This window comes from Nitratiruptor sp. YY09-18 (assembly GCF_016593235.1).
Lineage (GTDB): Bacteria > Campylobacterota > Campylobacteria > Campylobacterales > Nitratiruptoraceae > Nitratiruptor.
Genome location: NZ_AP023065.1, coordinates 107,831 through 132,269 on the forward strand (window position 1 = coordinate 107,831; position 24,439 = coordinate 132,269).

Annotated in this window: 27 protein-coding genes; 17 read left to right on the forward strand and 10 right to left on the reverse strand. The window is 41.1% G+C overall.

Annotated elements, in window-relative coordinates; genetic code table 11:
• Window positions 1-9 precede the first annotated feature (9 nt).
• Genes JG734_RS00685 through JG734_RS00695 form a run of 3 tightly spaced genes read right to left on the reverse strand, consistent with a single transcriptional unit; the run spans window position 10 to window position 1,723 of the window.
• Entirely contained in the window at window positions 10-447 is a 438-nt protein-coding gene (locus JG734_RS00685; protein ID WP_201333132.1) for a hypothetical protein, read from the reverse strand.
• Entirely contained in the window at window positions 438-1,091 is a 654-nt protein-coding gene (locus tag JG734_RS00690) for a class I SAM-dependent methyltransferase (protein ID WP_201333133.1), read from the reverse strand. The genes JG734_RS00685 and JG734_RS00690 overlap by 10 nt, the downstream gene beginning before the upstream one ends.
• The gene (locus tag JG734_RS00695; RefSeq protein ID WP_201333134.1) at window positions 1,088-1,723 is read right to left on the reverse strand and encodes a class I SAM-dependent methyltransferase; all 636 of its coding nucleotides are present in this window, start codon (window positions 1,721-1,723) and stop codon (window positions 1,088-1,090) included. The genes JG734_RS00690 and JG734_RS00695 overlap by 4 nt, the downstream gene beginning before the upstream one ends.
• A gap of 80 nt (window positions 1,724-1,803) precedes the next feature.
• On the opposite strand from JG734_RS00695, the gene JG734_RS00700 reads away from it, so the two are divergent.
• From JG734_RS00700 to JG734_RS00725, 6 genes are all read left to right on the forward strand, one after another.
• Window positions 1,804-4,146, forward strand: coding sequence for a cytochrome C (locus JG734_RS00700; RefSeq protein WP_201333135.1), 2,343 nt, complete (start codon window positions 1,804-1,806; stop codon window positions 4,144-4,146).
• 107 nt (window positions 4,147-4,253) lie between these two features.
• Window positions 4,254-5,951 carry a copper resistance system multicopper oxidase gene (locus JG734_RS00705; protein WP_201333136.1) on the forward strand — a complete coding sequence of 566 codons (1,698 nt, stop codon included), beginning with the start codon at window positions 4,254-4,256 and terminating at the stop codon, window positions 5,949-5,951.
• 9 nt (window positions 5,952-5,960) lie between these two features.
• Window positions 5,961-6,647 carry a copper resistance protein B gene (locus JG734_RS00710; protein ID WP_201333137.1) on the forward strand — a complete coding sequence of 229 codons (687 nt, stop codon included), beginning with the start codon at window positions 5,961-5,963 and terminating at the stop codon, window positions 6,645-6,647.
• A 139-nt stretch (window positions 6,648-6,786) separates the two neighbouring features.
• Window positions 6,787-7,833, forward strand: coding sequence for a CsgG/HfaB family protein (locus JG734_RS00715; RefSeq protein ID WP_201333138.1), 1,047 nt, complete (start codon window positions 6,787-6,789; stop codon window positions 7,831-7,833).
• Window positions 7,834-7,921: 88 nt separating this feature from the next.
• A complete protein-coding gene (locus JG734_RS00720) occupies window positions 7,922-8,659 on the forward strand; it encodes a YebC/PmpR family DNA-binding transcriptional regulator (protein WP_201333139.1) in 738 nt (245 codons plus the stop codon).
• A 1-nt stretch (window position 8,660) separates the two neighbouring features.
• Window positions 8,661-9,110 carry a YaiI/YqxD family protein gene (locus JG734_RS00725; RefSeq protein ID WP_201333140.1) on the forward strand — a complete coding sequence of 150 codons (450 nt, stop codon included), beginning with the start codon at window positions 8,661-8,663 and terminating at the stop codon, window positions 9,108-9,110.
• Between the two features lie 38 nt (window positions 9,111-9,148).
• Here the strand turns inward: JG734_RS00725 and rpsU are convergent, their stop codons facing one another.
• The 3 genes from rpsU to JG734_RS00740 are packed head-to-tail and all read right to left on the reverse strand — an operon-like array spanning window position 9,149 to window position 10,082.
• Complete coding sequence (gene rpsU / locus JG734_RS00730; protein WP_201333141.1) at window positions 9,149-9,361, reverse strand: 30S ribosomal protein S21; 213 nt, start codon at window positions 9,359-9,361, stop codon at window positions 9,149-9,151.
• 51 nt (window positions 9,362-9,412) lie between these two features.
• Window positions 9,413-9,796: an HI0074 family nucleotidyltransferase substrate-binding subunit gene (locus JG734_RS00735; protein WP_201333142.1), complete on the reverse strand. Its 384-nt coding sequence runs from the start codon at window positions 9,794-9,796 to the stop codon at window positions 9,413-9,415.
• Entirely contained in the window at window positions 9,783-10,082 is a 300-nt protein-coding gene (locus JG734_RS00740; protein WP_201333143.1) for a nucleotidyltransferase family protein, read from the reverse strand. Before JG734_RS00740 ends, JG734_RS00735 begins: the two co-directional genes overlap by 14 nt.
• A gap of 109 nt (window positions 10,083-10,191) precedes the next feature.
• Between JG734_RS00740 and JG734_RS00745 the strand changes: the two genes are divergently transcribed.
• The 11 genes from JG734_RS00745 (at window position 10,192) to cydB (ending at window position 20,332) form a co-directional block, all read left to right on the forward strand.
• A complete protein-coding gene (locus tag JG734_RS00745; RefSeq protein ID WP_201333144.1) occupies window positions 10,192-11,217 on the forward strand; it encodes a cytochrome-c peroxidase in 1,026 nt (341 codons plus the stop codon).
• A gap of 62 nt (window positions 11,218-11,279) precedes the next feature.
• Window positions 11,280-12,299 (forward strand): aldo/keto reductase, encoded by a 1,020-nt coding sequence (locus JG734_RS00750; protein WP_201333145.1) that lies wholly within the window; start codon window positions 11,280-11,282, stop codon window positions 12,297-12,299.
• 3 nt (window positions 12,300-12,302) lie between these two features.
• A complete protein-coding gene (locus JG734_RS00755; protein ID WP_201333146.1) occupies window positions 12,303-13,496 on the forward strand; it encodes a DUF4139 domain-containing protein in 1,194 nt (397 codons plus the stop codon).
• 78 nt (window positions 13,497-13,574) lie between these two features.
• The gene (locus JG734_RS00760; RefSeq protein WP_201333147.1) at window positions 13,575-14,240 is read left to right on the forward strand and encodes a recombinase family protein; all 666 of its coding nucleotides are present in this window, start codon (window positions 13,575-13,577) and stop codon (window positions 14,238-14,240) included.
• On the forward strand, window positions 14,212-15,660 hold the full coding sequence (gene ccoG, locus JG734_RS00765) for a cytochrome c oxidase accessory protein CcoG (protein WP_201333148.1): 1,449 nt from the start codon (window positions 14,212-14,214) through the stop codon (window positions 15,658-15,660). Before JG734_RS00760 ends, ccoG begins: the two co-directional genes overlap by 29 nt.
• A 36-nt stretch (window positions 15,661-15,696) precedes the next feature.
• On the forward strand, window positions 15,697-16,050 hold the full coding sequence (locus JG734_RS00770) for a NifB/NifX family molybdenum-iron cluster-binding protein (protein WP_201333149.1): 354 nt from the start codon (window positions 15,697-15,699) through the stop codon (window positions 16,048-16,050).
• Complete coding sequence (locus JG734_RS00775) at window positions 16,043-16,261, forward strand: hypothetical protein (RefSeq protein WP_201333150.1); 219 nt, start codon at window positions 16,043-16,045, stop codon at window positions 16,259-16,261. The genes JG734_RS00770 and JG734_RS00775 overlap by 8 nt, the downstream gene beginning before the upstream one ends.
• Before the next feature lie 9 nt (window positions 16,262-16,270).
• Window positions 16,271-17,440 (forward strand): NAD(P)/FAD-dependent oxidoreductase, encoded by a 1,170-nt coding sequence (locus JG734_RS00780; RefSeq protein ID WP_201333151.1) that lies wholly within the window; start codon window positions 16,271-16,273, stop codon window positions 17,438-17,440.
• Window positions 17,441-17,464: 24 nt separating this feature from the next.
• A complete protein-coding gene (locus JG734_RS00785) occupies window positions 17,465-17,680 on the forward strand; it encodes a DUF4492 domain-containing protein (RefSeq protein ID WP_201333152.1) in 216 nt (71 codons plus the stop codon).
• The gene (locus JG734_RS00790) at window positions 17,677-19,218 is read left to right on the forward strand and encodes a cytochrome ubiquinol oxidase subunit I (RefSeq protein ID WP_201333153.1); all 1,542 of its coding nucleotides are present in this window, start codon (window positions 17,677-17,679) and stop codon (window positions 19,216-19,218) included. Before JG734_RS00785 ends, JG734_RS00790 begins: the two co-directional genes overlap by 4 nt.
• Entirely contained in the window at window positions 19,211-20,332 is a 1,122-nt protein-coding gene (gene cydB / locus JG734_RS00795; RefSeq protein WP_201333154.1) for a cytochrome d ubiquinol oxidase subunit II, read from the forward strand. Before JG734_RS00790 ends, cydB begins: the two co-directional genes overlap by 8 nt.
• Before the next feature lie 254 nt (window positions 20,333-20,586).
• On the opposite strand, the gene JG734_RS00800 is transcribed toward cydB, so the two are convergent.
• From JG734_RS00800 to JG734_RS00815, 4 genes are read right to left on the reverse strand one after another with little or no spacing between them, the layout of a single operon-like run.
• Window positions 20,587-21,090: an NADH-quinone oxidoreductase subunit B family protein gene (locus JG734_RS00800; RefSeq protein ID WP_201333155.1), complete on the reverse strand. Its 504-nt coding sequence runs from the start codon at window positions 21,088-21,090 to the stop codon at window positions 20,587-20,589.
• Window positions 21,087-22,451, reverse strand: coding sequence for an NADH-quinone oxidoreductase subunit C (locus JG734_RS00805; protein ID WP_201333156.1), 1,365 nt, complete (start codon window positions 22,449-22,451; stop codon window positions 21,087-21,089). The genes JG734_RS00800 and JG734_RS00805 overlap by 4 nt, the downstream gene beginning before the upstream one ends.
• Before the next feature lie 3 nt (window positions 22,452-22,454).
• On the reverse strand, window positions 22,455-23,858 hold the full coding sequence (locus tag JG734_RS00810; protein ID WP_201333157.1) for a proton-conducting transporter membrane subunit: 1,404 nt from the start codon (window positions 23,856-23,858) through the stop codon (window positions 22,455-22,457).
• Window positions 23,851-24,438, reverse strand: coding sequence for a hydrogenase (locus JG734_RS00815; protein WP_201333158.1), 588 nt, complete (start codon window positions 24,436-24,438; stop codon window positions 23,851-23,853). The genes JG734_RS00810 and JG734_RS00815 overlap by 8 nt, the downstream gene beginning before the upstream one ends.
• Window position 24,439: the final 1 nt, after the last annotated feature.

The following is a 24,439-nucleotide window of genomic DNA, read 5'->3' on the forward strand; positions in this document are numbered from 1 at the left end:
TCCTTTTTTTCATAAATTATAACCTTTTTTGTTTTGTGTTGGTAAAGGTAGAGGTATTGGGATGAAGTTTTTGTTCTTTTTATCACGCAAAATATCTTGTACCGATTTTTTAAGTGGAAAGGAGGTAATAATTTTCCCATCATCGCATGCAATTACCACCCAACTACCTTGTATATAGATAATTTTATCCTTTGTAGAAGGAGTTGTACTTTTGAGATAGTAGATAGTCTGGGGATGTGAGAGTGTTGTGATAGTTTTTGCGAAATAGTCGAAACGGTTTTTGATATCTTTGTGCTTGAGCCGTTTTTTGAGGTGTTTGAGATAGTCTTTAGGTGTTATCCAAAGACGTACGAAGCTGTTTTGATTGACTTTTTTGACCTTTTGTAAGATATCTTTATGCACACTGTTGAAGCGACGAAATATCTGTAGATAGTTTTTTAGTTGCATTTTTTGGCTTTGAGGAGTCTTACATATCTACCAAAATAGAAATGCTCTTCAAAATCTCCAAACCCAAAAGAGCTTAGCATCTTTTTTGTATCACGCTCGATAAAGTCTTGGGCTAGGGGACACTCTACTTTTTGGATAGGAAAACGGACATACCAAGGGGCTTTGTCTACTTCAAAGTTAGCATAATCAAGGATAGCAAAAGTGCCATGGGGCTTGAGAGCGTTGTAGGCATTTTGGATGATGATATCTCTTTTTTTTTGGATAAATCCATGGAGTACAAAAGAGGTGAAGACGATATCAAACTCCTCTTTGAATGGAAGAGGTGAGTCTATGCGAAGATTTTCTAGCTTGATATTGGGATAAGTTGCGCAGTTGCGCCTAAACTGCTCTTGCATCTCTTTGCCAATTTCAAGTCCTACTATCTCTCCCTCATCCCCTATATATCGGTGCATAAGCAGAGCATTTCTCCCCGTTCCAGCTCCAAAATCAAGCACTTTATAGCCCTTTTTGAGACGGAGATCTCTTATGGCTTTGCGAATGAAAAAAGGATAATAGCCAAGAGTAATAATATCCATAAGCCTATCATAAAACTTTGCCTCAAATCCTTTGACCTCTACTTTACTCATATCTTGTGTGAGATTCATAGCTTCTTCCTTGCTAGGAGACTCAAAAAAGCTCCTCCCTTTTTACACCCATCATATATCGCAAAACTTAAATGCTCAAGATCTGGTCCAAAAAGCGTTTCAGTGCACTTTTTTACAACAAATCCATGCTTTTTGAGAAGCTGCAATATCTCTTTTTTGCTAAAAAATGTTGCTTCTTTATAAAAGCGGCTCTTATCTTTGTTTTTTTCGTACATTTTCCCCAGCTTTGAATCGCGATCTACAAAAGCGATGAGCAGGTATCCATCATCAGTGAGGATGCGCTTAGCTTCTTGGAGAGTTTTGTCGATATCATCTACAAAGCAGATAGTTGTCACCATCAAAACAAAGTCAAAGTTCTTATCATCAAAGGGGAGATTTTCAGCCTCTGCTTCGATAACTTTAATACCTCTTTGCTTCGCGATTTGTGCCATATTGTGTGATGGTTCTACACCCAGTCTAATACCTAGTGGAGCTGCAAAGCGTCCTGTCCCTACGCCAATCTCGACTCCTTTTGTAAAGGGAGGGAGAATTCTTTTTATAGCTTGGAGTTCTGTTTGATAAATATTATCATGTTCATCAAACCATTTGTCATAATATGCAAAGTGCTCTTCAAAAAGCCTCTCTTTTGGCATAGCTACTCCTTTAACTTCTATTATTATACGCTTTTAAGCTTCAAAGGGCGATAATAGAGAAAAAGCTATAAGGAATTTTTATGAAAAAGCTTTTAGCTATAGCACTTGTGAGTCTAGTTGGATGGGCTAATAACTGTATTGAATGTCACAAGGGAATAGAAGATATTCGAGATCCTCATAGCGGTATGGCAAAGGCTATTGCCAAGAAGGCAAAAGAGGCTGGCTTTGGTGATAACAGCTGTATCGTCTGCCATGGGGGAAATCCTGAGGCAAGTACAAAGGAGGAAGCGCATAAGGGGACTATCGCTTACTTTCTCAAGCATGAAGGCCCCAAAGAGTTTTATCCCGATCCAGGAAGCGCATGGATCAATAAAAACACCTGTGGAATGTGTCACAAAGAGCAAGTAAGTACACAGATGAATAATCTCATGAATACTGAACAAGGAAAGATTCAGGGGGCTTTGTGGGGATTTGGATGGAATATACGAGAGCATAAATTTGCCAACTATAATCTTACAAATCTGCACAAAAGACTTGGCACGAAAACCTATCAAAACTATATGAAGCGCATAGCATCCAAAGAGCCGCAAGTCTATGTGAAAAAGACAATAGAGCTTCCACCAGCACCTACTGCTGATGAGGTAGCAAAGAATCCAAAACTCGCTGCCATTACATATCTGCGCCAAGAGTGTCTGCGCTGCCATACTGCGAGCAAAGGCCGCAGTCGCAGGGGTGATTTTCGTGGGATGGGGTGTAGCAGCTGCCATATACCATACTCCAATGATGGGTACTATGAAGGAGGAGACCCTACAATTCCCAAAAATGAGCCAGGACATATGCTTGTGCACCAGATCCAGGGCACAAGGGATGCAAAAGTGCATGTCCATGGGCTTACATATAGTGGAATTCCAGTTGAGACCTGTACTACCTGCCACAATCGTGGGAAGCGTATAGGTGTAAGCTACCAAGGGCTCATGGAGACAGCTTACAATCCAACCTTTGATAAACATGGCAAAGGACAGCCAAAGCTCCATACCAAACACTATCTACATATGAGTGAGGATGTACACTACAAAAAGGGAATGCTCTGCCAAGACTGCCACACCTCCATCGATGTCCATGGCGATGGCAAGATTGCGGGGAGTACTTTGGCACCAGTGGAGATAGAGTGTCAAGACTGCCACGGTACACCATCGAAGTATCCTTGGGAGCTTCCTTTGGGATACGGGGATGAGTTTGGCCAGAAGCTCTCTCATAAACCTCGCGGAGTCACAAAGACTCTCGCCGCATACCTCAAAAAAGGGACATACTATGAGCCAGAGGATGGATATCTGCTCAGTGCCAGGGGTAATCCAATCCCAAATGTTGTCAAAGTTGGCAATGAAGTGGTAGTCCATCTAGCAAGTGGCAAAGATCTCAAGCTTCAGCCACTCAAAAAGCTGGCCAAAGAGCATAAGCTCTCGCAAGCTGGTGAAGTGGCAATGGTGCAGATTGGCAAGCATTTGGATGAGATGGAGTGCTATGCCTGCCACGATACCTGGGCGCCGCAATGCTATGGATGCCATGTAAAAGTCGATTACAGTGGCAGTAAGAAAAATGTGGACTGGCTTGCAATCGCACATGCGCATGATATCCATGGAACAGATGCAGCTAAACGTAAAAACCTCAAAGATTATCTCATCGATGGTGAGGTGAGAGAGACGAGAAGCTATTTGCGATGGGAAGATCCAATATTGGTGCGCAATGGTGAAGGGCGCATTGCTCCTGCAATCCCTGGATGTCAAACGACAGTGACTGTCATAGGAAAAGATGGAAACGCATTAGTGCAAAACCACATCTACACAGGAAAGGATAACGGCAAAGATGTGCTTACTATTGATATGGCTCCAGTGCACTCGCATACAGTACAAAAAGAAGCAAGAAGCTGTGAGAGCTGCCATAATAATCCAAAATCCATGGGATTTGGGATAGATGAGGGCAAAGTCTTTGGAGATCCGAGCAAAACACTCATTGTCGATCTCATGACTGCAGATGGCAAAGTAATTCCCAAAAAGATTACTATCCAAAAGCCAGGTATTGAAAATCTTTCTTTTGACTGGAGCCGTATTATTGACGAAAATGCTTCGCAGCTTGTTACAGTTGGGCACCACTGGAGTCTTTCACGAGCTTTGCATCAAGATGAACTAAGCAAGCTTGATCGTCGAGGTGTGTGTATGAGCTGTCACCAGACAATTCCTGATAAAGATTTGGCAGTGAGTTTGATGGTGCATGTAGCACATGCGGCAGATATTGAGATAGATAACGAAATGCATAAAAATATCTTGCACAAAAATCTGCTGCTGAGTGCGTGGATGCAAATATTAGGAGGAGTATTAGTGCTTGGAGGGTTACTCTATTGGCTTATACGTAGAAAGAGGAGGTAAACTCCTCTAAACTCCAAACTTTTTCTCTCTTTTCCTTCATTCCACACATCTTGCACATTTTATCTCTATAATAGATGTAATGATAAAGATAAAAAAGGATCGTGACAATGAATCATCTATCTAGAAGAGATTTTTTGAAAGGTGTCGCTGCTTCAGGATTGGTGTTGTCGAGTATCAATGTACATGCAAAGAGTTATGGTGTCATTGAGAGAAAAGAGACTACTGAGCTAAGCGGTAATGTTTTTCATCTTACAATCAATAAAACTCTTGTCAATGTGACAGGCTCTCCTTCAATAGCGACTACAGTCAATGGAATGCTACAAGGTCCAACTTTGCGGTGGAGAGAGGGTGATATGGTGACAATACATGTGACAAACTACCTCGATGAGCCCTCTTCGATTCACTGGCACGGCATAATCCTTCCTTACCAGATGGATGGAGTTCCAGGGATTAGTTTTGATGGGATTGCACCGGGCGAGACCTTTACATATACTTTCAAAGTACAGCAAAGTGGGACATTTTGGTATCACTCCCACTCAGGATTCCAAGAGCAGACCGGGGTATATGGAGCCATAGTTATTGAGCCAAAAGAGAAAGAGCCTTTTACCTATGATAGGGAGTATGTTGTTTTGCTTTCAGACTATTCAGACGAAAAACCTGCCACAATCTATAGAAAACTCAAAATTGCATCAGATTACTACAACTTCAATCAAAGAACGGTGGGTGATTTTTTTGCAGAGGTGAAGGAGAAAGGATTTTGGGAAGCATGGCAAGCAAGAAAGATGTGGAATCAGATGCGCATGTCAGATAGAGATCTATCAGACGTTACGGGATATACCTACACTTTTTTGATGAATGGGCATAGTCCATCCAAGCCTTTTCAGGCATTGTATCGCGCTGGCGAGAGAGTGAGACTCCGCTTTATCAATGCTGCTGCAATGACATTTTTTGATGTGCGCATTCCTGGATTGAAAATGCGTGTAGTTGCGGCAGATGGAAACAATGTCCAGCCAGTTGAGGTAGATGAGATACGCCTGGGCGTTGCTGAGACATACGATGTGATTGTTGAGCCAAAAAATTCACAGGCGTATGCAATCTTTGCTCAGGCGATGGATAGAAGTGGTTATGCTTTGGGTAATCTCACAACAAATCCAAACATCTACGCAAAAGTACCAAAACTCGATCAACCCCAGCCATTAACTATGGCAGATATGGGAATGGGTATGCATATGGCAGATATGAAAAAGATGCCAATGAAGCACAATAAGTATGCTCTCAAAAAACCTGTTCCTATTACACAACTGCCAATGAGATGGGGTGTGGGGACAACAATGCGTGCAAAGAATCCCCAATATAGGCTCGATGATCCAGGAGTTGGACTGCGCAATAACGGTAGAAGAGTACTTACCTATGCGGATTTGCGCTCACTGCGCTCTACAAAAGATGACAAATATCCAGATAGAGAGATCATTTTGCATTTGACCGGAAATATGGAGCGCTACATGTGGTCTATAAACGGTATTCCATACCATGAGGCAGATCCTATTAGGTTTCGCTATGGAGAGAGAGTGCGTATCACCTACATCAATGATACGATGATGAATCATCCTATGCATCTGCACGGTTTGTGGAGTGATTTGGAAACAGGAGATGAGAATCATCTGGTAAGGAAACATACCATCATTTCACAGCCTGGATCAAAGATAAGCTTTCGTGTTACTGTAGATGCCAAAGGTGCATGGGCATATCACTGCCATCTTCTCTATCACATGAAGGATATGTTTAGAAAAGTAGTAGTCACATAAGGAGAAGAGATGAAAAATCTATTTTTACAATTGCTGCTTTTTGCTACACTCATGAGCTCTACATTTGCTGGTAGTGGAGGAGATATATTGCGAGCAACTTTTACAGCAGATAGTCTTGAGTACCAGGCAAATTTTGATGAGAGAGCAATATATTGGGATACTTACGGATATATCGGATATGATATCAATAAACTCTATTTTTACAGTGAAGGTGAAAAGCCTCATAGAGAAAGCGCCAATAGCGAAAACCAGCTTCTCTATTCTCGTGCAATCGCACCTTTTTGGGATGTGCAAATAGGAGTGGGTTTAGATAGAGCAAACGAAAAATATAAATCATGGGCTGTTATCGCCCTTGCAGGATTGGCACCTTACTTTTTTGAAACAAGAGCTGCACTTTTGGTTGGTGGGAATGGAAATATTGGACTTAGAATCGATCTTGAATATGAAGCGCTTTTGACACAAAAATTGATACTAACTCCAAAAGTGAGCAGTGAGGCATATACAAAAAATGAACCACGCATGGGGTATGGTGCAGGGCTTTCCAACCTCACTATAGGAGCAAGACTCAGATATGAGATCAAAAGAGAGTTTGCACCTTATGTAGGAATAGAGTGGAGTAAAAATTTTGGAAATACAAGAAAATATTCACCTTTCAATGAGCTCTATTTAGTAGGTGGAGTGAGGTTTTGGTTTTAGTCATTGAACACTTTACAAAGATGTTTTATAAAAAATAAGAGATAGATGTATAAAAAAATAAATTGACGAAAATAAGAATTAATTAAAATTTAAACTAGACTGCTATATTATTGATTATATACAGATCAAAGGAGATGCCATGAGGATCTTGAAAATAGCAGCGATGGCAACAGTGTGTTTAGTGATGTTTAGTGGATGTGCACAGATGCAGATGGGTTCACCAAAAGCCAAAACTACAGCTACCGGATCAGCAGCGGGGAGTACCTCTCAAGGAGCCAATAGGGGATTGGAACACTGTAGTAGACCTTTAGGAACCCTTGCGATTCATGAAGATACAAGTGCAAATTGGTATCAGGTACTCACAAATAATTGGCATTTAGGATCAACGGTGCCGGTACTCAAACTTCTTGCTCAGCAAAGCAACTGTTTTGTAGTAGTGGAGCGAGGACGTGGCATGAGTGATATCATGCGCGAAAGAGAGCTAGCAAAATCTGGCGAACTACGTAGGAGATCACATTTTGGAAAAGGGCAGATGGTTGCTGCCGATTATACACTCATACCTTCTATAACCTTCAGTGCAAAAAATACAAGCGGTATAGGTGGAGCTATCGGAGGACTGTTTGGCCGTGTAGCTGGAGCAATTGCAGGTGGCATCAAAACCAGTGATGCAAGCACAATTTTGACACTCGTTGACAACCGCAGTGGTGTGCAGATTGCTGCAGCTGAAGGGAGTGCGAGAAATATTGATTTCAATTTGATGGGTGGAATCTTTAGCGGTGTAGGTGCTGGTGTGGGAGGATATAGCAACACGCCAGAAGGGAAAGTAATAGTTGCAGCTTTTACAGATTCATTTAATAAACTTGTACGAGCTCTGCGAAACTATAAAGCTCAAAGAGTTGAAGGAGGCCTTGGAACTGGTGGAAAACTCAAAGTCCAAGGAAGCGAAAACACCGGTCTTGTACAGCGCTATGAAGGGGTGATTGTGAGCAGAAAATGGAATCCATCTACGAAAAGATATGATTATGTAATCATTACAAAAGATAGAAGCGAAAAATTTACCTTCAGCTCACGCAAAAAAATCCCCTACAAAGACGATCTCGTACGCTTCAATGTAATCGATGGTAAAGTCGATCCATCATCAATCCGCCTGATTGAACGCCGCTACTATCAAAAGTATTGGCAGTAAACTTTTCCGGCTCCTGCCGGGAATAGTATAAGCTGCAAAACTTCTCTCTTCCAATAGTGTTATAATTGCAAAAAGTAAAGGAACTACATTGGGACGTGCATTTGAATACCGCAAAGTAGCAAAACTAAAGCGATGGGGTGCTATGTCGAGAATCTTTCCAAAATTAGGACGTCTCATCACAATTGCAGCCAAAGAGGGTGGACCAGATCCAGAAATGAATCCAAAGCTGCGCACAGCAATCCTCAATGCCAAAGCACAGAATATGCCAAAAGACAATATAGAGGCAGCTATCAAGAGAGCAAGTGGTAAAGATGCAGCCGATATCAAAGAGATTATCTACGAAGCCAAAGGTCCCCATGGAACGCTTATGTACATCGAGACTGCTACAGATAATGGAACAAGAACAGTGGCAAATATCCGTGCGATACTGGTACGTAATGGTGGAGAACTGCTTAAAAGTGGATCTTTGGATTTTATGTTTGAGAGAAAGTCGGTTTTTAAGTTTGATAAAACTAATGATATAGATCTTGAAGAGCTTGAACTTGATCTTATAGATTATGGGCTTGAGGAGCTAGAAGAGGACAAATTACCCCAAGAAAATGGCAAAGATAGAGAAATTATTCGTGTGTATGGAGATTTCGCCTCTTTTGGAGAACTTGGCAAAGCTTTGGAAAAACGTGGAATCCAAATCACAAAAGCATCTTTGCAACGTATTCCCACATCACCCTTGGATCTAACGGAAGAGCAAATGGATGAAGTAAGTGAGCTTATTGAAAAGCTTGAAGAAGATGATGATGTGCAAGTAGTCTATACCAACTTGGCGTAAAATGACTCTCTTTATCGATGGGGATGCACTGCCTAATCTTCTCAAATCTATTCTCCTTCGTACTATCGAGCGATTGCAAATCCCCACAAAAATAGTTGCTAATAAAAAGATATATATCGGAGATTCACAATATATTCAAATGATCGTTGTTGGGCAGGGAGCTGACAAAGCGGATGATTTGATAGTAGAACTTTTGTCTCCTAGTGATCTTGTCATTACTGCTGATATACCTTTGGCTGATAGAGTTATTTCAGTCGGTGCTCATGCCATAGATCATAGAGGTATTCGCTACACTCCAGACAATATCAAACAACATTTAGTTATGCGTAATCTTATGGAGTCTATTCGAGAAAGTGGCGAGATGACAAAGGGTCCAAAACCATTTACCAAAAAAGATGCCCATGCGTTTGCCAATCAGTTGAGTGCGTTTTTACAAAAAGTCAAAAAGTAGAATAAAGTTGAGAAGTTTCGGCCAAGAGGCCGAAATATTTACAGACGAGATTCGTATCGTCTGAGCATATAGAGTCGTTTGAGCATTTTCTTGCGTGCCGCAATTTTCTCTTTTTTACGTCTTTCAGTTGGCTTTTCGTAATATCTACGAGCTCTTGCCTCTGTGACAATCAAGTTACGATCAACTTGCTTTTTGAAGAGGCGGTACGCTTCCTCAAACGACTGATCAGGTCTTACGAGGATGCCAGGCATACTGACATCACCCCCTTTCGGATTTAAATTGGCCGATATTATAGCACAATTCTAGAGCCATTTTACAAGATCAATATTGTTAAGATAGGAGATGTAGAGTTTTTTGATTCTCTCAAATATCTCTTCGCTTCTCTTTTGATCATAAATATGAGAGCTAAGATTTCTATCTTCTAGCATATCGAGAATGATCTCATCATCATCGATGATATGTGCTTTATAAGCTTCCTTGATACAGTTTCTGGGGGAAAAACACTCAATGCCTTGATATACAAGCACTGCTTTGATAGTTTTCCAGAGCATCTCTATGGTAAACTCAAAACGCTGCAATACTCCATCTTTATCCAGTTCATCTTGTGCTATCTCGATAGCTTCTTGGAGCCTCTCTCTAGCCATCTCAAAATTTTTGATCTTTACAAGTACATCACTCTTTTTCATAGAGAATTTTTCCCTCTTTTAAAATTTGTTGTTGCATACGATCATCAATTTCATGCATAAATAGTATATCCACACTCAGTAGTCCACTCAATTTCTCTATCTCCTCTTTGAGTTTTCTTTGTGAACGAAAATCTAAGGGCAAATCGATTGCAATATCAATATCGGAGTGTTTTGTGGCGTATCCCTTCGCACGAGAGCCAAAGAGTATGATTTTTTGGGGATGAAACTGTTTGAGATATGTGGTAATCTGCTCTATTTTTTCTTGTGGATTTATATGTTTTTTCATCTAATCACCTTTATACAATAAATTATAACACAGCAAAAAGGAAAAAAATTATTAATAAAAATTTAATATTATTATGCTAAAATTTTAAAAAATTAAAAAAGGAGGATCTATGAAAATAGCAAAGAGCATAGTATTAGCAACTGCATTGATAGGTGTCAGTGCTTTTGCAAAAGATGCGCTTATCGAAAAAGCAAAACAGGCTGGGTTGCAGCCAATTCCTCAAGAGGTGAGTAAACTTTTCAAGCTTATTGATAATCCAAAAAACCCTATCACAAAAGCAAAAGTTGAGCTTGGTAAGAAGCTCTATTTTGATCCAAGACTTTCACGCAGCGGTCTTATCAGTTGTAATACCTGTCATAACCTTGCAACTGGTGGAGATGATAATGTGCCAGTAGCCACAGGACATAAATGGAGACACAATCCGCATCATCTCAATTCTCCAACAGTATATAATGCTGTCTTTAATAAAAAACAGTTCTGGGATGGAAGAAGTCCAGATCTTGAAGATCAAGCTACTGGTCCAATTCAAGCAGATGTAGAGATGAATATGCCAAAAGATTTGGCTGTAAAGGTTGTCAAAAGCATTCCAGAATATAAAAAAGCATTTGAAAAAGTCTATCCTGGAGAAGAGATAACTATTAAAACCATTGGAAAAGCGATTGGAGCATTTGAGCGAACACTTGTGACACCGAGCCGATACGATGACTACCTTAATGGTAATGAAAAAGCTTTGAGCAAGGCTGAGAAAGAGGGTCTTAAAACATTTATCGAAGTGGGATGTGCAAGTTGTCACAATGGTGTTGGACTTGGTGGTAGTATGCAGCCATTCCCAGTAGTTGGCAAGTATAAATATGCAAATATAGGTGATTTCCATGGTGATAAAAACGGTATGGTGAAAGTTCCAACGCTTAGAAACATACTCGAGACTGCTCCATATTTCCATAATGGTGCGACATATGATATCAAAGAGGCGATTGAGATTATGGCTGAGACACAGCTTGGCAAAAAACTTACCAAAAAACAAGTCGAGTCAATCGCAACATTTTTCAACGCCCTTACAGGCAAAAAGCCATATATCCGCATACCAATACTTCCAAACAGTACACCTGCTACTCCAAAACCACAACTTGACTAATTCTTGGGGCTCTTGCCCCAAATATTGACCTTTTTGCTACAATTAAAGCAAAAAGGCTTCAGATGGAATATCGCTATATTGGCAGATCTGGTCTACGCGTCACTCCGATTTGTCTTGGTACTATGACTTTTGGCTCTACTACGCCAAAAAAGGAAGCTTTCAAAATTTTAGACAAAGCATACGATTTTGGTATCAACTTCTATGATACGGCTGAACTTTATCCTGTACCGCCAGATAGTAAATGGGCCGGTCAGACAGAAAAAATTGTAGGCGAGTGGCTTAAAACCAAGCCAAGGGACTCTGTCATATTGGCTACTAAGGTTGCCGGAGCTGCAAGTGGATGGTTCGTACCACCTATTCGCCATGGGCTAACTGCCATGGATCGTTTCCATATAAAAAAAGCTATTGAAGGATCTCTCAAAAGGCTAGATACCGACTATATAGATCTTTATCAGCAGCATTGGCCTGACACTGTTGTACCGATTGAAGAGACAATGCGTGCTTTTGATGAATTGGTTCAAGAGGGGAAGGTACGCTATATTGGCACTTCTAACGATACTGCTTATGGCCTTACAAAAGCAAATATGGTGGCCAAATATGAAGGGTTGGCTCGTTTTGAATCGATCCAAAACAACTTCAGTCTGCTAAATCCCAGGTTTTTCGATGAACTGGAAAATGTCTGTAGGCGTGAGCAGGTGAGCCTGCTTCCATATTCACCAATAGGCGGTGGGATTTTAAGTGGCAAATACAACCAGAAGTTTATACCAGAAGATGCGAGGTTTGCACTCTATCTCAAACATCCTATAAAGCGGGTGCGAGAGCATGCGAAGAAGTTCTTTAATGACAAGACATTGCAGTTTACTGCTGAGTATCTTGAAATTGCCAAAAAGTATGAGATCCACCCAGTTACGTTGGCGGTTGCTTATAGCAAACATTTTGATTTTGTAGCTTCTACTATTATTGGAGCAAGAAAGCTTGAACAGCTTGATGCGAGTCTGGCTGCAATGGATGTGAAGCTTTCTCGTGCTATACTAAAAGAGTTGACTGCATTGCAGCAAAAATATTGCTATCCGATGGGATAAGTTGTGAAAAAGCTACTTTTTTTTCTTATAGGTCTCTATCTTGGAGCTTCCGAGCTTGTTATCTATAATGATCTTGCTTTTGTCAAAGAGAAGTTAAAAGTTGATCGAGGCATCATAGCACCTCTTCCGCGTAGTATCATTGCTGACTCTCTCTATGTGCCGGGAGTGAAATATTATAGTTTCCACACTGGCGGTCTCGATCAAAAAGTCCTTTTGCGCTCACTTCTTGGAAAAAAGGTACGATTTGTTCACAGGAAGAAGGAGCTTGTCGGCACTTTGAAGAGTTACGATCCAATCATCATACAAGGCGAAAAGAGGGTATATTTCGACGTCTATTTTAATGATCTTATCTTTACAAATCTCTCCATTTCTCCATTTCCTTATATCCAAACAAACTTGCAAAATGGCAAAGCAGATATTGCATATCTCATGCGCCAGATCTCTTGGAGAGCTTCTTATGTAGCAAAGATTAACAAAAAGCTCGCTTTGCAAGGCTTCATGCATATTACCAATAATAGCGGTAAAGAGTTCAAAGATAGTGCTATTACACTTATAGCTGGCGATATTGCAAGAGCGAGGAGAGTCATGCCTTTGAAGATGACGAAGGCTTTGATGGATAGCAATGCTATAGCTCCCCAAAGTATCCAGGGATACTATCGCTACGATTTGCCAGGAAAATGGGATCTTAAAAAATCGCAATATATTGCGTTTATGCAAGAAAGACTTGATTATTCCAACCTCTATGAAGTAAGTTTTTACAATGTTTTATACACCAATACCACTCTCAAGCAAAAATGTAACCGCTATATCCTTTTTCGCAGTTCCAAACCTCTTCCAAGAGGAACTATTAGATTCTATACGCAAGATATCTTCTTGGGTGAAGGAGTATTAAAAAATATTGCGCCAAAAGAGCAGGTGAAAATGCTGCTAGGTAAAGATTTCGACCTTGTGGCCAAGCGCTACACTCTGCACCTGCAAAGAGACAAAAAGCGTATAGCAGCAAAGGTGCGCTATGAGGTGCGCAACCCAAAACCAAAAGCTGTGGATGTTGTGGTCAAAGAGCGTATTGCGGGTGATAATCTGCAAATTCATAGCGAGAAAAACTACTCCAAAGAGAATGGAAATATAGCCTTTCATCTTCACATACCTTCTCAAAGTTCGATAATTTGGGAAGCGGAATATATCCTTCTAAAATAGTGGCGAAAAAAATATAAAAAACATTGACAATTTTCGCCAAAAGTCGTATAATTTTTCCAATCCTTTGAAAGGTGTGGCATGAATTATATCTACATGCGCAGTAAAAGTGATCGCTACTCTCTTGCTACACAAGAGAAGAGCATCAAAGATTACATGGCGCTCAATGGATACGAAAATGGAGAGGTGGAGATTGAGGTCTCCCCTATGAGTAAACCTCTCGATGAGCGTGAGGAGTTTCGTCACTTCATGCACTCATTGAAAAAGGGTGATAGGGTCTTTGTTTATGACCTACGCGCTCTTTCACATCGCATAGGTGAATTGGTGCAGATATTCAACTGCATCTTCAACCACAATATTGAGCTGATTGTGACGAAATATGGCACAAAAATCGATGCAAATACGCCATCTTATGTCACAATATCACTGCTCTATGCACAAAGAGAGGAGAACAAACAGCAGCAAGTTCACACCGGACGACCAAAAGGGAGTATTTCACGCTCCAAATATGATATCTATCGTGACGAAATCATCAAGATGATCAAGGAGGGCAAAAGTGTAACACAGATTGCTAAGAGTTTAGGAGTGAGCCGCAGCTCTATTAGGGATTATATCGCTTCTCGAGAGCTTAAAAAAATAGCTCGGGGCGAGGGAGAGAAGGTAAGAATTTTGGAACTTCCTACACAAGAGTGTCAAATCAAAAAAAAGGATGAGAATAATGGCTACAGCAACAGTCAAACAGTCTAAAGTCAATAAAGCCAAAGAGTATCTTAAAAACTGGATACCATATCGTTACAAGAGATATGTATTCTTTACAATTGTTACTATCATAGCATTGGTGCTGCCATGGATCCGTATCAATGGTAACCACTTCTTTTTGCTCAACTTTGACCATATGCAAGTGCATCTCTTTTTCATACGCTTTGATATGCAAGAGCTCTACTTGATGCCGTTTTTGCTGTGGATTTTGTTTTTTGGAATCTTTTTTATCACCACGCTTGGTGGTCGGGTCTGGTGCGGATGGAGCTGTCCGCAGACTATCTTTAGGGTAATTTACCGCGACTTGATTGAAACAAAGCTTTTGCATCTTCGCAAACGCATCTCCAACAAGCAGATAGAACCAGATATGAGCAAGCCTGAAAATAAAGTAAAAAAGATTATTGCAATCTTGCTTTGGTCAGTGCTTGCATTTATAGCAGCAGCAGACTTTTTGTGGTATTTTGTGCCGCCTGAAGATTTCATCCGCTACATTCAAGACCCAGCTAACCACCCTATACTTATGGGATTTTGGGTTGGTACTGCACTCTTTTTGATTGCTGATGTAGTATTTATCAAAGAGAACTTCTGTATCTATATATGCCCCTATGCAAGGGTACAATCAGTGCTCTATGACGAAGATACTTTCCAAACAGTCTATGACTATAAACGGGGTGGACGCATCTATGATGAGCATGGAAATCTTATCGTCCATAACAAAAAAGAGCTCAAGTCACAAAAAGAGGAGGCGGAGTGTACACTGTGTGAGTCGTGTGTGAAGGTCTGTCCGACACATATCGATATCCGTAAAGGGATGCAGCTAGAGTGTATTAACTGTCTTGAGTGTGCAGATGCGTGTACGAAAGTAATGGGCGCTTTAGGTAAAGAGAGCTTGGTACGCTGGACAAGTTACCATGCACTAGAGACCGGAGAGAAGACACGCGTTTTCCGTTTTCGTATTGTTGCGTATATTGTGATGCTTACTATTGCATTCATAGCGCTCTTTTGGATGGGAAGCAAAAAAGAGCATATGCTCCTCAACATCAACCGTACAAGTCAGCTCTATAAAATTGAACCGGATGGAAGAGTCAAAAATACATATGTTTTCTTGTTCCAAAATACAGAGCGAGAAAAACATAAATACTATTTTGAAATTTTGAACAACAAAGATATCAAGATTGAGAGACCAAGAAAACCATTTACGGTCATTCCTGGCAAGAAGGTCAAAAAAGTAGTCGTACTCTATACAGACAAAATCTTGGCAAAAAATACGCAAAAAGATGTACCAATTCCAATCAAGATCAAAGCATATGCAGTAGATGATCCGAAGAAGATTGCTGTTTTCAGAGATACTATCTTTGTATTCCCACGATGGGATGTTTATCAAAAACATGTACAAAAAAATCAGTAAGGCTTCCAGCCTTGCTGCTTCATAGGAGGAGGGGAAATGGTAGCAATGCCGGTGAAGACTAATAAAGAGGATACAGCAATCTCACCACTTTTTGGTCATGCAAAATATTTTGCTTTTATTGACGAAAACGGCAACGTAACAATTGAGAAAAATCCTGCCAATGGGGGAGGGCAGGTTGTTGCATGGCTAGCGCAAAAGGGAGTAGACAGAGTCATCACGCAGCATATTGGACGCAAGCCATACCTGTTACTCGAAAAGGCAGGTATCGCTTGCTTCTATCCTGGAGATGGTCGTATAAGTATCAAAGAGGCTCTAGCAGCAAATCTTGAGCCTATCAACCAAGCAAATATAGATAAATTTGTACGGCATAAAGGACGCAAACATGGCTAAAGAGGGTTTCAACGAGTATGGTGAACCAACTCTTCGTGAAATTGATGATTACAAAGGCAAGGCTTCACCTGAAAAGCGAAGAGCCGTTATGTGGGTAATTATTACAGGACTTACACTTGGAGTCTTCTATGCGCTAGCCAAGAACTACTTCAAAGATGTAGGTGAAAAAGAGTATAAGATACCGCAAGAGCAAAAGATTCGCAATTTCTAAGGAGAAAAGATGAAGAAGGTAGTGGTTTTAGGCGGCGGTTTTGCAGGAGTAGAAGCTGCAATATTTTTGCGCAAAAACGGCTTCGAAGTAGATCTCATCACTCCTCGTCCATACATGTACATCTACCCTACATCCATTTGGGTGCCGGTCTATGAAGCTGAGTTTGCAGATGTCTGTTTGCCGTTAGAAGATCTTGAAAAGGTACATGGATTTAAGTGGATAGAGGATGAGGTAGTTGCAATCGATGCGAGCAAAAAAAGCGCAAAAGGCAAAAAGGGAGAGTATAGAGGCGAATATCTCGTCATTGCTATGGGTGCAGGGAAAGTGAAGCATGAGGGAAGCGAGAACTATCTCTCTATCTGTGGCGATCCAGAAGATGCCATCAAGATGCGTGATCGTATTGATGAGCTTGTGACAAAAAAGCGCGGCGGTAAGATTGCAATGGGTTTTGGCGGCAATCCAAAAGATAGCTCAGCCGTGCGAGGGGGACCGGCGTTTGAGATGATTTTCAATGTGCATAATTATCTCAAGAAAAAGGGTCTGCGTGATCGTTTTGAGCTCACATTCTTTGCCACAATGGCTGAGCCTGGGAAGAGACTTGGACCGCAGGCGCTCAAGATGATGGATCTCTTTTTCAATAAACTAGGTATCAAGAAACATTTTGGCAAAAAGATCAAGCGCTTTGAGCCAAATGGCATTGTCTTTGAAGATGATAGCTTTTTAGAGAGCGATTTTACGATGTTTATCCCTGCAAATGCAGGGCATCCTGTCTTTCAAAATGCAGACTTGCCACTGAGTGAAGCTGGATTTATCCTCATAGATGAGTATTGTGAAGTCAAAGATAAGCCAGGAGTCTATGCAATAGGTGATAGTGCCTATATTGAAGGTCCGCAGTGGAGGGCAAAGCAGGGGCATATTGCCGAAGTTATGGCTCGCAACACAGCCAACAACATAGCAATTGATGCTGGTGTAAAAGTAGGTAAAAAAGAGAGCTATATTCACCACCTCAATATTATCTGCGTGATGGATAGCGGTGATGGAGCGGCTTTTGTTTATCGCGATGACAAGCGTGGAGTAATGCTTCCTATGCCAATTGTAGGACACTGGCTCAAAAAGAGTTGGGGCTGGTACTGCCGCAATTCTAAGCTAGAAAAAATTCCTCGCCTACCAGGGCTTTAATCCCTGGTTTTAAAAGGGTCAAAAATGAGAATGAAAGCTATTATCGATTTTTATATCGATGGTTTTCGCAATATGAGCAAGCTTGGCAAAAAACTTTGGCTCATAATTGCTATCAAATTTTTTATCTTTTTCATGATTATCAAAATGCTCTTTTTCCCAGATATCTTGCACGAGAAGTTCCATAGTGATAAAGAGCGAGCGAACTATGTGATGAAAACCTTATTAGGAGGGGAGAAATGACAGTGGATACATCTTTGGTAGATTGGAGCAGAGCGCAGTTTGCACTCACTGCAATCTATCACTTTTTGTTTGTTCCTTTGACATTGGGGCTATCGTTTATTGTAGCGATTATGGAGACAATATATGTAACAACAGGTGACGAGAAGTGGAAAGAGGTGACTCTTTTTTGGATGAAGCTCTTTGGTATTAACTTTGCCATTGGGCTTGCAACGGGTATCATTATGGAGTTTGAATTTGGTACAAACTGGGCAAATTACAGCTGGTTTGTAGGTGATATTTTTGGAGCGCCTCTTGCAATTGAAGGGATCATGGCATTCTTCCTCGAATCTACCTTCTTTGCAGTGATGTTTTTTGGGTGGAACAGAGTAAGCAAGAAGTTTCATCTTCTTGCTACCTGGCTTGTGGCGATCGGATCAAATCTCTCAGCCCTTTGGATCTTGGTAGCAAACGGTTGGATGCAGCATCCAGTTGGTATGCAGTTTAACCCAGAGACTGCAAGAAGCGAGATGGTGAATTTTTGGGATGTGATATTCAATCCAAATGCTTTTAATAAATTCTTACACACAATCAGTGCAGGCTATATCACTGCAGCTATTTTTGTAGTGGCAATTAGTGCATGGTTCTTGCTTAAAAATGAGAAGATGCGAGATTTTGCCAGAAGATCGATTCTTGTAGCTGCGAGTTTTGGACTCATTACCTCTTCATACAATATCCTCACAGGTGACAACTCAGCCTTTACAGTTGTGCACAACCAGCCAGTAAAACTTGCTGCCATGGAAGGGCTCTATAACGGGAAACAAGGTGCTGATATAGTTGCTTTTGGTATTTTAAATCCTCGTAAAAGAGTAGGCGACAAAGAGGAGGATTTTATTTTTGCTATCTCTATTCCAAAAGCGCTCTCCATTTTGGGTTATCATAAACTCGATGCCTATATACCAGGGCTTAACGATTTGGTCTTTGGTAATGAAAACAGAGGCATTGAGTCAGCTGCGAGTAAAATAGCAAAAGGCAAAAAAGCTCTTGCTGCACTCAAAGCCTACAAAGAAGCCAAAAAGAGTGGCAATGAGCAAAAAGCAAAAGCTGCTTTGGCTGAATTTAGACAATATGAGAAGTATATGGGTTATGGATTTTTGGATAAGCCTGAAGAGATTGTACCAAATGTACCTATAGTCTTTTATAGTTTTCACTTGATGGTAGGGCTTGGTATATGGTTTTTTATTCTCATGGCTGTAATGCTTTACAAAACTATGACTGGCTCTTTGGCTCAAAGCAGAGCATGGCTCAAGCTTGCTTTTTATTCTCTTCCTCTTGGGTTTTTGGCAAATGAGCTGGGATGGATTGTGGCTGAAGTTGGTCGTCAGCCCTGGGCAGTGCAAGATCTCTTGCCAGTAAAAATGGCTACGACACATATTTCTACAATATCGGTCATGATTACATTTTGGATGTTTGCATTTATCTTCACGCTCTTGCTCATAGCAGAAGTGAGAATCATGGCTACACAGGTCAAACTCAAAGCTGGGGGAGGCAAAAATGTTTGAAAAACTTGATACATATACACTCCAAGAGTATTGGTGGCTCATCGTAGCACTCCTTGGCGGGCTTTTGCTCTTTCTTACATTTGTGCAAGGTGGTCAGTCAAAACTTGGCATGGCCAAAAATGAGGAGCAAAAAGATCTTCTCATCAACGCTTTGGGGCGCAAGTGGGAGCTCACTTTTACCACTCTTGTACTCTTTGGTGGAGCGCTCTTTGCAGCATTTCCGCTCTTTTATGCTGTAAGTTTTGGTGGTGCGTATGCTTTGTGGATGGCAATACTCTTTAGTTTTATTATTCAAGCAGTAGCCTTTGAATATCGCAAGAAGCCAAACAATTTCCTTGGCCAAAAAACATATGAGCTCTTCTTGCTTATCAATGGAACGATTGGAATCTTTTTGATCGGAGTTGCGATTGGGACACTCTTTAGCGGGGCAGCATTTAGGATTGACGATATGAAGCAGATGGAATGGCTAGGAAGTATGCGAGGCCTTGAAGCTTTGGCAAATCCTTTCAATCTCCTTTTTGGATTGATGCTTGTATTCCTTGCGCGTCTCAATGCAGATTTTTATTTCATCTATATTTTAGGTGACGCAGATCTTGTGCAAAAAGCGCGCAAATCTCTCAAAGTAGATTTTGCTATTTTTCTCGTGCTCTTTTTGGCAGTTGCTGGATGGATTTTGAACATGCAAGGTGTCGGGTATAATGCCAAAGGATTTTACTGGGTAGAGCATAAATATCTTAAAAACTTCCTTGCTATGCCTACTCTCTTGGCCCTTTTTATAGCCGGTGTTGTGATGGTGCTTGCAGCTGTGTATGGAGCACTATTTAAAAATGCTCGTCGCGTATTTTGGCTTAACTCTTTGGGAGTAGTGTTGGTGGGCCTCTCACTCTTGCTTATTTTAGGACTTAATCATACTGCCTTCTATCCAAGTACAGCAGATGTTGCAAGCTCTTTGACTATTGAGAATAGCTCAGGTAGCCGCATTACACTTATTACTATGAGTTATGTATCGCTCATGGTGCCATTTGTTATCGCATATATTGCGTATGTATGGCGACTCATGGATAGCAAGCCTTTGAGCGAAGATGAGGTCGAGCACGACCCGATGAGTTACTAAGGAGGGGAAGATGGATTATTCTGAAGCACTCTTTTGGTATGCAACATGGCCAGTAGTGATCTGGCTGGCATACAAGTTCGTCAGACTCAATCTCAAACATGCACCAAAAGATAAAGTGTAGCAAGCTCTTTTGAAGCTTGCTATAACATATCACTCTTCTACGATCTGCGTTAGATTCTCACTTCATAGTACGTATGTATTTGTGGTAAATCTTTCGAGAGAAAGCAGGAGTGAAAAGTTTGAAATACTTTCTCTCAAAGTTTTTTTATAAATGTTAGGAGTCCTGCAATGATATCCTCTGGCGAGGGAGGGCATCCTGGAATGTGATGGGTTACAGGCAAGATCTTGTGAACAGGTCCTTTGATAGCAAAACCTTGTGCAAATATCTCACCTGCTGCGCATCCGCCTAGGGTTACAACCCATTTAGGATCAGGCAGCTGTTCGTAAGCATCGAGGAGGTGATGATACATATTGAATGTCACAACACCACTCACAAGCAATACATCAGCATGCCGTGGAGAAGCGACAAAGTATATGCCAAGTCGTTCAAGATCGTAGTAAGGGTTTGATAGAGCATTACACTCTGCTTCACATGCGTTGCAGCTACCGCTATCAACCATGCGTATAGCCAAACTTCCTGCAAACTTTTTCGCAACTTCATTACGTAAATCTTTGCGTATTTGTGCAATCTCTTTATCAAATTTAAGATTTTGTGTTTTTATACCCTCACGAAAGCGTCTTTGCCAATAGCGTATCATAGATCACTCCCTGCGTAGCTAAGATCGCAGCTTTTGTTAATGAGAGGAAAATCGGCGATGATATTACCAGGCATCATGAGATGGAGTGCTTGCCAATTGACAAAGCTTGGATCACGTGCGAAGAAGCGATCGATCTTGCCATGCGCGATACGCATATAGAGCATAAGTTCACCCAGTGAACTCTCTGTAAAGCTACAATACTCTCCATCAGCAAAAGAGTCAATTTGCATAGCAGTGGGTGTAAAATCGAGAAGTGAGCGCATGATAGTGATACTATTGAGAGCTTCTTCAAGCCGTACCATAAAACGTGCTGCAACATCCCCTTTGGAGCATGTCACAACTTTCCAGCCATGAGCGGTATAAAACGGAGTGTCTCTGCGATCAAGTGCTATCCCACTTGCTCTTGCAACTATACCGACACAGGAATATTTATACGCTTTTTTGGTAAGCAGAATACCGGTATTGTCAAGCCTATCCCATAAAGAAGGAATCTCTATAATCCACTCTTTGAAAAAGCGCAAACGCTCTTCAATATCGTCTAAAAATGCTCTAAGTTCTGCTTTATCTATCTTTGTAGCTTTACCGCGCACGGCACCAAAACCAAAGCGAGATCCTGTGATTTGAGCAAGTATACGTCTTGTATCTTCTGCCATCATCGATGCATAAGCAAGAGCAGCGCCAAATCCTGCATCATTGGGGATGAAGCCAAGATCTGTGAAGTGATGCGCAAGGCGTTCTAGTTCCAAAAGAAGGGCATTGTATTTGCGGACGTTTTCATCTATTTCCTGGCCGCTTGCTTGTGCAAGGAGTTCAAAATATCCTATCTGGTATGCAATGCTCTCGTTGCCACTGATACGCTCTACTAACTCCCACCCATCATATGGCTCAAGATTTTCGAGCATCTTTTCGATACCACGGTACTTATAGAAATGACGCACTTCAAGGTGAAGTATAGCTTCACCTTCTTGGGAGAAGTGAAAGTGGCCCGGTTCGATGATTCCTGCATGTATAGGACCTACCCCTACTTCAAAAATCCCTTCGCCACCAATTGTTTCATATTTGTATGGCTTAAATGGTGCAAAATCAAGTGAATCAGATTGAAAATATTTACGCATTGGATGGATATTGGGGAAGCGTTCGTGATGCAAGAGGGGCCTTGAGTCAAAACTCCCTTCAAATTCGATGCCAAAATCGTCACGGATTTTACGCTCAAACCAGATAGCAGCTGGATATTTGGTTGTGAGTGTAGGTAGCATGGGATTCTCTTTGTCAAGTGAATGTTTTTGGATTTTATCATCATAGATATCGACTATTTCAAAATGGTCCTCTAACTCCTGGGCAAAACGTGCTATGAAGCGCATAGACTATCCTTGTATAATTGATTCTATTGCAGAAAAATTCGCTAGAAGTACCAAAAGTGCAGCGCTAAAGAGCACTAGAGCGCTCACTTCACTAGCATAAACCTCTTTAGACTCCTCTTTGCCTTCATATTTCATACTCTGATAGATTTCAACAAACTTATAAAAGATTAGTGCAAGCAAAAGGAGTACAAGTAAAATACCGCTAAACATCAAGAGGAGATGATGGCTAGCTTTGGCCATATCCACCATAGCACCGAATCCAAAAAGTTCACTAAAAAATATAGGACTTGGAGGCAATCCAACAATTGCTAACATCAAGAGTCCCACAATCAGCCAAAAGAGCTTGCCCTTAACTCCGCTATATCCGCGCAAAGCTCCTGCTATATGGTATTTGCCTTTGGATTCAAGCACACCGGTAGCGATAAAGAGAGCCGGTTTGATAAAAGCGTGTGCAGCAAAATGCAAGAGTGCTGCAAAGTATCCGCCACTTACCCAAAAAATAGCTATGAGGAGCATGTGTTCAATACCACTGAGACTAAAAAGACGCATAAAATCTTTGACGCGGTAGATGAGAAAGGCTACTATAAAAAGTGTCAAGAGTGCATAGATATATGTAAATCCAATGAGATGTGACTCATTGACTTGCTTCGCAAGAAGGGAAAAACGGAAAAATCCACTCATAATGGCACTTTCTAAAATACCGCTAAAGAGAGCTGCCACAGGATAGTGTGCCGCCCGCTCGATATTGGCTAGCCAAAGATTCATAGGGAAAAACCCCATCTTTATAAAACTCCCAATCGCTACAAATGCAAAACCGATCTCAAAGAGATATTTTGCTCCGATTTGTGAGATATGTTGCTGGAGAGTTAAAAATTCAATAGCTTTTTCACCAAGCATTGGTTTTGCAGCAGCATAGATGAGTATAATGCCAAAGAGTATGAGGGAGATGGCAATAGTGCCTACAATCATATAATTCCAGGCCTCTTTGTGTGCAAATGAGGTGTTGTTGGTCTTGATCATATAGACGGTGCTAAGTGTCGCAAATTCGAGCCCCACCCAAAAAATTCCAAGATTATTGGCTACGACACTGAGTATCATGCCGATCCAAAAAAGGCCAAAAAATCGATAGAATCGACGATATTGGCGCTCTGCGATTGTAACATGATGCTGCAGGCTCTCCAGGGCAAAAGTCACTCCAATACCTACAATAGCTGAGACGATGAGGATAAACTTGGCGAGATTATCGATGAGGAAAAGATTGCTATGGTAGTTTGGTGTAAAAAGGAGTAAGAGCGTAGGTAGGAGAATCAATGAGCTAATAACTGGGAGCAGTTTTTTGATATTGTTGGTTTTAAAAAAGCTCAAGATGAAGATGGCAAGTGGTGGAAGGAAGAGAAGCTCAAGCATTATTTGCCTCCCTTTGGAGCAAGAGATTGATAATGATAACAGCCATGAGGAGGTCGAAGAATATACCAAGCTCTATGAGCATTGGCATCCCTTCAGTTGCTGTCATAGCCAAGAGAAAAAGGCTATTTTCCATCATCAAAAATCCTACCACTTTTGCAAAGATGTTGCGATGTTCTACTATGAGCAAGAGCGAAAGGAGCAATGAAGCGATAGATATTGAGATGAAATTTTTTGCGCTTTGGTGCAAGAGCGGATCGATAAGATAGAAGGTAAAAACCAGGATTGCAGGGATGAGGATGATAGAGTATTGGATACGAATCGATGGAGTAATATTACGTTCTATAGCAAAGCGTTTTGCATAAATTTTTAGAATATAAGGAATGGCAAAAGCTTTGAGCAAGATTGTGATGGAGCCGGATATCATCATCTCCCTATCTCCTAAGTAGCTTGCTTCTGCAATAGCTGCCAAGCCCAAAAAGAGGGAGTTGAGTCCATACCAAAAGAGGAGGCGATAGAGTCTTGTCGTAAGCAGTGTGACAATGAGTGCTGAGAGAAACATACCGATGAAAAAATTTGTCATA